The organism is Kosmotoga sp. (assembly GCF_982836095.1).
Window position 1 is genome coordinate 281 of sequence record NZ_CEYIHJ010000217.1, and the last position, 1,353, is coordinate 1,633.

The window sequence follows — 1,353 nt, forward strand, 5'->3', positions numbered from 1 at the left end:
TATGACCCCGCTGATATCAAACGGTAGGGTTTATATAGCTCAAGCACCGCTATACAAGATAGATTTGAACAAAAAGAAATACTATTTCTTCTCGGATGAGGAATTAGAGGCTTTCACAAAGGAAAATCCTGGCAGAAAGTTCAACATTCAGAGATATAAAGGGCTCGGTGAAATGAACCCAGATCAGCTTTGGGAAACAACTATGGATCCTGAAAAGAGAAAATTGATTAGGATAGAAATGGAAGATGCCGAAGAGGCCGATAGGGTATTCAGCATATTGATGGGAAGCGAAGTAGAAGGAAGGCGTGATTTCATTAAGCGCCACGCCCTGTTGGTTGACAATCTCGACATCTGATGTGTTATGCTAAGGCGGAGAGTCTTCGCTGTCCTTTTTTGCATTGGAGTGATATGGATTGCTTCACTTGCAAAAATGGTTGTCGAAGTGGTTTTCACGGAGCCGCATAAGATGGAAACCAGGTTGTATACATTGGACGATAACGAGGTACGCAGGATTAATTTTCCGTATGCTTTCAGAAGGAAGTGGAGAATTGATATAATTATTCCACCGGGGGTTGAAAAAATAGGTGAAGGAAGGTACTTGCTCGATGACGCAAAATATGTTGTCTATCTGGATGGTAGATATTACTGGATGGGTAGAAATCAGATAATAGATTTTGCAACTCAAGCTGAGGTGGAATATTTCCCGGTTATAAGTGGACTTGGATTCGTTAAAGGAGAATCTGGCTATACTCTGGAAAAGAACGACGAATCCTTTTTTAAGGTAGTTGATACCATCTATGGAAATGCCATGTTTTTGAAGAGACTCTCTGGTGTGGATTATAAAAGCGGGACGCTTTTCTTCCGACGTGGAATCGTTCTTAAGGTTTTTGATTGGAATGTCTTGCTCGAAAAGCGGAAAGAGGTTATCGAAGAAATAATCAAGGCAGAAGATACCAGTGAATATTTACTTTTCAGTGATGGTAAACTGATGAGGGTGAGGTGAACAACATGCCGCGGGGGAGAGATTATATAGTTTCAATTGATGTCGGGACTAATACCATTAAAGGCGTTGTAGTCAGTATTGAACAATCAGGGCAAATCCTTCTTGAAGCCTACGGAAGTGTAAAATCAGTTGGGCTTGACAAGGGAGACGTGAAAGATGCAGTGGCTCTAAAACAGTCGATTCAGAAACTCATTGACGACCTGACAGGGCAGATGAAAAGGGAAATTGAAGCGGAATTTCGCATCAGCTTCACGGATGGTGCTTACTCCGTTTTCTCCGAAAGTATTGAAGAAATTCTTTCAGAAGAAAAGCCCATCGTAGTAACTCAGAACACGATAGATGATATTATG

General features: G+C 41.3%; 1 protein-coding gene and 2 pseudogenes. All 3 read left to right on the forward strand.

Annotated features, from left to right (window positions below):
- A pseudogene (locus AC3LHT_RS10310) lies at nt 1–355 on the forward strand (DNA topoisomerase IV subunit B); the annotation flags it as partial.
- Between the two features lie 6 nt (nt 356–361).
- The gene (locus AC3LHT_RS10315; RefSeq protein WP_290666342.1) at nt 362–1,003 is read left to right on the forward strand and encodes a DUF4894 domain-containing protein; all 642 of its coding nucleotides are present in this window, start codon (nt 362–364) and stop codon (nt 1,001–1,003) included.
- A gap of 5 nt (nt 1,004–1,008) precedes the next feature.
- Nucleotides 1,009–1,353 (forward strand): annotated as a pseudogene (locus AC3LHT_RS10320) (cell division protein FtsA); the annotation flags it as partial.

What these genes read in the sequence shown, in the direction of transcription:
- AC3LHT_RS10315 (WP_290666342.1), top strand. Translation starts at nt 362, where the DNA reads ATGCTAAGGCGGAGAGTCTTCGCTGTCCTTTTTTGCATTGGAGTGATA.